This window comes from Pseudomonas sp. FW305-28 (assembly GCF_017351395.1).
In the GTDB taxonomy this organism is placed as follows: domain Bacteria; phylum Pseudomonadota; class Gammaproteobacteria; order Pseudomonadales; family Pseudomonadaceae; genus Aquipseudomonas; species Aquipseudomonas fluorescens_AA.
Map to the genome: position 1 here is coordinate 1 of NZ_JACNDD010000227.1, position 7,088 is coordinate 7,088.

The following is a 7,088-nucleotide window of genomic DNA, read 5'->3' on the forward strand; positions in this document are numbered from 1 at the left end:
TCGAGATCGACCGGTCCACAGCGCTGGCGGATGTTGGGCCTGATGCCGCTGCGTCAGAGAGAAAGTGAATTTTTCCCCGTTTTTCTCCATGGGGATTTTCAGCAGCGGGGTGAGGGTCTTTTGGAGATGTGGGCGCTAAAGTCGATTAATGGCACTTTGCCTTAAAACGAAACGACTATATAGTGGTTATAACCACACCATTCACAGGGATGTTGAAATGAAAAAGCGTGATTTTCTGTTGCCCCTTGCCACTCTGACTGCCGCCGTAACCGCCAACCAAGCATCGGCCTCCGTTGCGATGATCAACACCGATAAGGCAGATGAAAGCACCGCCTTTGAGAACCAGGTCGGGGCACTGCCAATCGTCAATGTTGGCGAGCAGATGGTCACTGGTCGTCAAGGCGACAACCTCTTCAGTTTTATCCTCAAGCGTGGTGAAGACGGCCAGATGGTCGCTGCCCACTATTCGCATAGCTCACACGCGTCACATAGTTCTCACAGCTCGCATTATTCGAGCCGCTGATGGCCGGCCTTGCGGAGCTGCCCTTCGACGGTCGGCTGTACGGAGCCGAAGCAATCCAGAAGGCAGCGTACCGTGCTATGCATGCCTTCACACTCGACCTGAAAGTCGACGGCGATAACATTCTCTGCACGCTGATTGGCAATATCACAACTGAGCGGGGAGCCTTTGAACGTGCCGTTGAAGAGTTCCGAAAGGACGTGCTCGACTATCAGTTGCGTGCGCAGCTTCAGGCGGAAACCGCCCCTATCCGCAACCTCATAATAGGGCTGGCCTTCTCCAACGCCAGGCTGAACCCAAGTGAGTAAATTTCAGGGGCTGGATGCCTATACCCGGCGCGCTAAATACGAACTGCTGCCGTTCAAGTTCGACCGTCTTGAAGGTGATAACTACGTCATTACCAACATGACTGGCGAGTACCTGGAAGTGGCAAAGCCAGAGTTGCACGTCCTCCTCGCCAAAGATCTTGCAACTGAGCATCCGCTCTTCGCATCGCTGCGGGCCAAGCATTTTATCCGCTATGCCGACGAACAGGCTCCCCTCGATCTGCTCGCATTGAAACTGCGTACGAAACTCTCGCGACTGACAGGGTTCACCAGCTTGCACATCTTTGTGGTGACACTGCGCTGTGACCACAGCTGCCCTTATTGTCAGGTCTCGCGGCAAATGGATGGCGAAACTTCCTTCGACATGACGCCAGATATGGCGGACAAGGCTTTGGATTTCGTCTTCCGATCTCCCAATCCTGCGATCAAGATCGAGTTCCAGGGCGGCGAACCACTTTTGAATTTCGAAATGGTGCGCTACGTAGTAGAGGCTGCAAAGCGACGGAACCTGGATGAAAAGCGTGATCTTGAGTTCGTCATCGCCACCACATTGTCGCTGCTCACCGACGAAGTCCTCGCGTTTTGCCACAAGCACGACATTATTCTTTCGACGTCACTCGATGGCCCGGCAGACCTGCACAATGCAAATCGGCCACGCGTAGGTCGTGATAGTTTCGAACGCTTTGAAGCAGGCTTGGCCAAGGCTCGCAATGTCCTAGGTGTGGACAGAGTTAGCGCTCTAATGACAACCACTGACAAGAGCCTGCCTCGTGTCAGAGAGATCATCGATGAGTATGTTCGACTGGGCTTCAACGGTATCTTCCTGCGGGCGCTTTCTCCCTATGGCTTCGCCATAAAAACACGCAAATTCATGACCTACGATACGGAGCGTTGGCTGGAGTTCTACAAGGAAGGGCTCGCCTACATCCTTGAACTGAACAAAGCCGGCATCCCTTTCGTTGAGCACTATGCATCCCTGATTCTCAAGAAAATGCTGACCAGCAATGACCCGGGATACGTCGACTTAATGAATCCCGCAGGTGCCGGTATCGCAGCAATCGTCTTCAACTATGACGGTTCAGTCTATGCCTCTGACGAGAGTCGAATGCTCGCAGAGATGGGGGATCAGACGTTCCGGTTGGGCAATATCCTGACTGACAGCTACGAAGACATCATCCTCTCTGATGTACTGCTCGATGCTTTGGAACAGTCGTTCACTCTGAGCGCGCCAATGTGTTCCGACTGCGCTTTTGAACCTTACTGCGGCGCCGAACCGGTGTTCCATCACGCCATATTCAAGGACGTTCTAGGCAGAAAGGCTGAGTCCTCGTTCTGCAAGCGAAACATGTCGATCTTCAAGCACCTCATCGGCCTGATGCAGTCAGACGCCTCTACTCGCCGCCTCTTCATGCAATGGGCTAACGCATGCTGAAACTCGCTGGGAAAGTCGGGCGAATCCAACTGGTCGAAGTCCAGGATCGTCCATTGTTACTTCAGGTCAGCACCAATCCGGCGATCCCAATGGTGCTGCGGACGACGCGAGCGTTTTTGGTTTCTGAACAGGAATTGCCTGAAGGCTACCTGCACTATTTGATTCCCGAAGGTCTTGAATGGCGCGTGCAGGAGCTGGAAGGGAAGAGCTCATTTACCTTGCTACCCAACGACTATCACTATCTGGGGCACGGGGACATTATTCGCCTGGACGGTCAAGCGATTCGGGTGCTTTTCAGGGCCAACTCTGGTCATAACTCACTGCTGGTGACCGAGCAGTGCAATCACTACTGCTTGATGTGTTCTCAACCGCCTAAAAACATTGATGACAGCTGGATCCTCGATGAGCTCGAAGCACTGATTCCCCTGATCCCCAGGGAAACACCCGAGGTAGGATTCTCAGGTGGAGAACCAACGCTGGCCGGGGCTCGATTCATCAATCTCATCCGGATGATGAAGTCCTACCTTCCCAGAACTGTCGTGCACGTACTCTCAAACGGGCGCACGTTTGCCGATGAGTGTTTTGCTCGCCAGTATGCAGAGATCAATCACCCCGACATCATGGTTGGGATCCCGCTTTACTCGGATGATCCAGACTTGCATGACTACATCGTGCAGGCGCCTGGAGCATTTCACGAAACGGTCCAGGGGATCCTCAACCTCAAACGGCTCAATCAGAAGGTTGAAATTCGGATCGTTCTGCACAAGCAGTCGATCAGCCGTCTGCCGCAACTGTGCGAGTACATCGCTCGAAATCTACTCTTCGTTGATCACGTGACGCTGATGGGATTGGAAATGATCGGCTTCACGCGGGCCAATCTGGATGCCTTGTGGATCGACCCCGCAGACTACCGAGACGTTCTGAGTGAGGCTGTAGGTATCTTGGCTGCTTATCGAATGAACGTGTCTGTCTATAACCACCAATTGTGCTTGGTGAACGACGATGTGCTTCCCTACTACCGAAAGTCCATCAGCGATTGGAAGAACGAGTACGTGCCAGAGTGTGATGGGTGTGCACGTAAGTCCGAGTGCGGTGGTTTCTTTTCTTCTGGTGTGTGTAATGGATACAGCAGAGCTGTTACCCCTTTCTTATTGTGACGTCCGTCCTATGGGTAACGTAGACCTTACGAAAGAGCGGAGTATGTTTCTTTGCTCAATAATAGTTTTTCCTTTTTTGTGTTTTCATATCAAAAGGTGCGTTGAGAATGTTTAGAGTTACTTGCCGATGTTGGCCTATAAGAAACTGATACTTTGTGCGAAATTCCAGATTTTTCTGTGTGATGATGAGAATTTAAACTCGCTTTCAAAATACAACAGGAGTTGTGGTCAATGCTAAAACCGTTGGTCAAAGAGGTCGGAGTCAATGAAAGCGAGCGTATTCTAGAAAAAATAGCACGAGAAACGTTTTTGAGTCTATGGGCATATCCCAGCCTTTATCGAGGCGTTGGAGGTGGAAAGGAGCTCATTGATCTGACTGTCTATTTTGAGAATACGTTGATTCTCTTTTCAGACAAGGGGGAGGTGAAGTTTCAATCAGACAAGCCTATCGATGTCGCCTGGAAACGCTGGTATAGGTCAGCAGTCAAGGAGTCTGCCAAACAATTGTACGCTGCTGAGTCCTTTATCCGTCGTTACCCTGACAAAGTTTTCCTTAACAAGAACTGCCAGGAACGCTTTCCTTTCGATATTGCTGCGAAGGATCTTAAAGTTCATCTAATCGCCGTCACCAGAGGGGTTTCTGACGACGCCAAGCGTCATTTCGACAGTATTGCCGCAGGAAGCGCTGGAACGCTGAGCTATTACTTTTCCGCGCCCGAAAGCCTCATCCTTGAAACGCCGTTCATGGTAAATGATCTTGATCCGTCCAAAACATTTGTACATGTTTTAGACGACAAGGGAGTTGAATTATTACTTCAGGAATTGGCAACTCCCTCTGACTTCATTAACTACCTTCAGGTCAAGGAGAGGGCGGTTCGTGAGCTCAATCTGGTGAATGTGGCGGGAGAGGAGGATTTGCTCGCGTTTTATCTTCAGGAGGAGGGCGAAAAGGGCTTCAATGCGTTGCCTAATCGTACCCCCAGCGGCATGGGTCCGTTTGCGATACCTGAATTCGAGTGGAAACATTTCAGATCGTCCGTTCCTTACGCGCTTCACTATGCAAAACGTAAGTCTGCGAAAGGATGGAACGAGATTCTGAAGCGGTTCGCCGATTCGATCGTTGCGGCCACAGTAGGTGAGGGTGCTGACTTGCCTATTCTTAGTCATGCGAAAGCAGTCGAAGCTCTGGCATCCGAAAATCTTACTTCCAGGGCTATGCTTTCCAATTTTTTGTTTGAAAAATATCGCTCTGTACCTGCACATATACGGTCTTCGGTGGTTGTGCCATCGACGATGCGAGCAGGCAGAATTTTCGTTTTTGTCTTTTTTCCTTGGTCTGACGAATTCGAAAGCTTTGATGAGTATGTCAAAGAGCGCACAAGTCTACTGAAGCTCTACGCGCATGTTGCGCGGTACAAGATTCCTACCGCCAAAGAGATCGTGGTTTTTGGTTCGGTCAGTCACGGAGGTGCGTTCGATTCTGAGACTATAATCGTGCTTGATGCAAATTCTGAAGCTACTGCGGAAGAGAGGGCTTTCGCCCAGCGTGTAATGAAGGAGAAAAAAATACTGAGTGACGTGACTGAGAAACGTTTTCCGGTGGGTGAATTTCAGAAAGTAGGAAGAAACGAGGAGTGCCCTTGTCAGTCCGGAATTAAATTCAAAAAATGCTGCGGCCGGCCTTAGTAAAATTGCTGAAAAGAGAAGGCGATTTATTTGCTGAAAATAAATCTGTCCCTTCTTTCTCATAAGGTATTAGATGGAATTAGTTTTGTGGGCAATGTGAAGGGTAGTCGGGTTAATTAAAGGATAAGTATGACCAGTCAGAGCCTATCGTCCCAGCGAAGCTGGGTCGATCATCCAGTTTACGTAGCAGGCGTTTCGGTAGCCGGAACTATTGCCATATGCATCGCCTTATATAAAGAGGTATTGCTGCCGGCCCAAATGGCAGCGAGTGATTACAAAGTGAGTGAGTTGGAGAGGCAGCTCAAGGATGTTAATGGGCAGAAGTTAATAGCTGAAAAGCATATAGAGAGCAATAAGTTTTCTTATTTGGCTGAAAAAGCACGTTTGTCTTCAGATCTGGCGTCTATTAAGGTGGAGTTGGAAAAAACAAATTTAGAACTCTCAAGGCTTAAGTTGGGGAATCTATTTTTTGAAGGAGGAATTTATCCTTCGTCGTTCGACAAAGTTAAAGTTGGGCAGTCCGTCAGTGCAGTTGAAAAAAAATTTGAAGGCTTTTCTATAAAAAAAGAAGACGGATTTGTTACTGTGGAGGTCGCTCACCCCTTCTTTGGAAGTGTCGTTTACTACTACTTGGATGATGCTTCGCAAACGATATATCAAATAATGTATATGTCTAAATATGGCGCCGATAGTTCAGTTGGTTCGGATTACCTTCAAGTTCAATTGGAGCAGGCTTTCGGTGAGCCATTAAAAATGGCAGAGGATAAGTTTTTTTGGAAGGTTCAAAGCGAGTTCAATATCTTTAAAGATGATGAAAATTCGTTTGTCATTTCTACAGGTAATAATCGTCCCGGCGGCTGGGACAGAGTGATAGATAGGTACTGGAAATCCATTGCTGCGCAAAAAGAAGCTTCGAAATAGGTTGATGGCTTTCATGAGCAGGTAGCAATCGCTGATTGCGCTTATGTCCGATGACTAAGCCGGCTTGTAATAATCGACCACCTCTACGACTGGCCGCTTTGGCCGTTTGCAGCCTTTCGCTGAAAGGTCTGTGTGGGAGGTGAGGAACGGTTGTTGTTGAAGAGTTCTTATTTAGAGATAACTCGTCCACATCTGTGGATGAACACAGCAAAACCCGGCGCCAAAACGCCGGGTTTTTTCATTGGAACCGTTTACCTAGCGTAGCGGCTCCACATTATCCAACACCTGATTCGCCAACAACGAACTCAGCTCAATCAACTGCTGAATCCCCATCGCCAAATGGCGTCGTGAGCCTTTCAGGTCGAACGCCAGGTCAGCGACCATGGCATCGGCTGACGCCAGCGTTTCAGCGAGGTTGGCGAGCAGGCATTCGTTATCGAGGCCTTTCACAACGGTGAAAACCTGCCCCGGTTTCGGTTCGTCTTTGGATTGATCAGGCTTGGGCTGCAAGTAGTGATCGAGCACGCGTTTGGTGGTTTCGTCTTGCTGCTTGGCTTTGGATTTTGCGGATTTCGGGGTGGGGTCTGCATCTGGGGGATTTGGAGTTGCTTTGAACATTTTCACGTTTCCTTTGTTAGTAGGCCGCTACCGTCTCGCTACTAAACGAAAGGGAGGCAGCTGTGCGCAAGTTAGTAGACCGGTAGGAAAACGGAAAACCCGGCGCGCCCGAAGGCGCCATGCGCACAGCCACCATCGAGTGCGGGCAATGCCCGACTGATGAGACTCATGCGACCGTATCCTTAACCGGGCTACTAAACCCGACCACTGATGGGCAGTGGCAGGAAAACAATAGAACCCCGGGACAAGGCGCACAAGCGGGCGGATTCTGGCGTAGTTGTAGGCAAAGGCGCAAGGATGCGTAGCTTGGTGGAGGTGTGTAGGTGGGGGCTGTAGGAGCCGGGTTTACCGGCGATGCGGGAGACTTGTTTTGGTCTGGAACCGTGTCGATTTCATCGCGAGCAAGCTCGCTCCCACAGGGATTGGCG

The 7,088-nt window shown here is 50.0% G+C and carries 7 protein-coding genes; 6 read left to right on the plus strand and 1 reads right to left on the minus strand.

Annotated elements, in window-relative coordinates; translation table 11 throughout:
- The first annotated feature begins 217 nt into the window (after nt 1-217).
- The 6 genes from hxsA2 to J4E53_RS29180 all read left to right on the plus strand — a co-directional run bounded on the left by hxsA2 (nt 218) and on the right by J4E53_RS29180 (nt 6,042).
- Nucleotides 218-523, plus strand: coding sequence for a His-Xaa-Ser repeat protein HxsA2 (gene hxsA2, locus J4E53_RS29155; RefSeq protein WP_103311221.1), 306 nt, complete (start codon nt 218-220; stop codon nt 521-523).
- Entirely contained in the window at nt 523-828 is a 306-nt protein-coding gene (gene hxsD, locus J4E53_RS29160) for a His-Xaa-Ser system protein HxsD (RefSeq protein ID WP_103311220.1), read from the plus strand. Before hxsA2 ends, hxsD begins: the two co-directional genes overlap by 1 nt.
- A complete protein-coding gene (gene hxsB, locus J4E53_RS29165; RefSeq protein WP_103311218.1) occupies nt 821-2,278 on the plus strand; it encodes a His-Xaa-Ser system radical SAM maturase HxsB in 1,458 nt (485 codons plus the stop codon). Before hxsD ends, hxsB begins: the two co-directional genes overlap by 8 nt.
- Complete coding sequence (hxsC, locus tag J4E53_RS29170; RefSeq protein WP_103311217.1) at nt 2,272-3,435, plus strand: His-Xaa-Ser system radical SAM maturase HxsC; 1,164 nt, start codon at nt 2,272-2,274, stop codon at nt 3,433-3,435. The genes hxsB and hxsC overlap by 7 nt, the downstream gene beginning before the upstream one ends.
- 231 nt (nt 3,436-3,666) lie before the next feature.
- Nucleotides 3,667-5,121 (plus strand): YecA family protein, encoded by a 1,455-nt coding sequence (locus J4E53_RS29175; RefSeq protein WP_103311215.1) that lies wholly within the window; start codon nt 3,667-3,669, stop codon nt 5,119-5,121.
- Nucleotides 5,122-5,250: 129 nt separating this feature from the next.
- Nucleotides 5,251-6,042: a hypothetical protein gene (locus J4E53_RS29180; protein ID WP_103311214.1), complete on the plus strand. Its 792-nt coding sequence runs from the start codon at nt 5,251-5,253 to the stop codon at nt 6,040-6,042.
- Nucleotides 6,043-6,297: 255 nt separating this feature from the next.
- On the opposite strand, the gene J4E53_RS29185 is transcribed toward J4E53_RS29180, so the two are convergent.
- Nucleotides 6,298-6,660: a DUF6124 family protein gene (locus tag J4E53_RS29185; protein ID WP_103311212.1), complete on the minus strand. Its 363-nt coding sequence runs from the start codon at nt 6,658-6,660 to the stop codon at nt 6,298-6,300.
- Between the last annotated feature and the right edge of the window lie 428 nt (nt 6,661-7,088).

What these genes read in the sequence shown, in the direction of transcription:
- hxsC (WP_103311217.1), top strand. Translation starts at nt 2,272, where the DNA reads ATGCTGAAACTCGCTGGGAAAGTCGGGCGAATCCAACTGGTCGAAGTC.
- hxsA2 (WP_103311221.1), top strand. Translation starts at nt 218, where the DNA reads ATGAAAAAGCGTGATTTTCTGTTGCCCCTTGCCACTCTGACTGCCGCC.
- hxsD (WP_103311220.1), top strand. Translation starts at nt 523, where the DNA reads ATGGCCGGCCTTGCGGAGCTGCCCTTCGACGGTCGGCTGTACGGAGCC.
- J4E53_RS29180 (WP_103311214.1), top strand. Translation starts at nt 5,251, where the DNA reads ATGACCAGTCAGAGCCTATCGTCCCAGCGAAGCTGGGTCGATCATCCA.
- J4E53_RS29175 (WP_103311215.1), top strand. Translation starts at nt 3,667, where the DNA reads ATGCTAAAACCGTTGGTCAAAGAGGTCGGAGTCAATGAAAGCGAGCGT.
- J4E53_RS29185 (WP_103311212.1), bottom strand. Translation starts at nt 6,660, where the DNA reads ATGTTCAAAGCAACTCCAAATCCCCCAGATGCAGACCCCACCCCGAAA.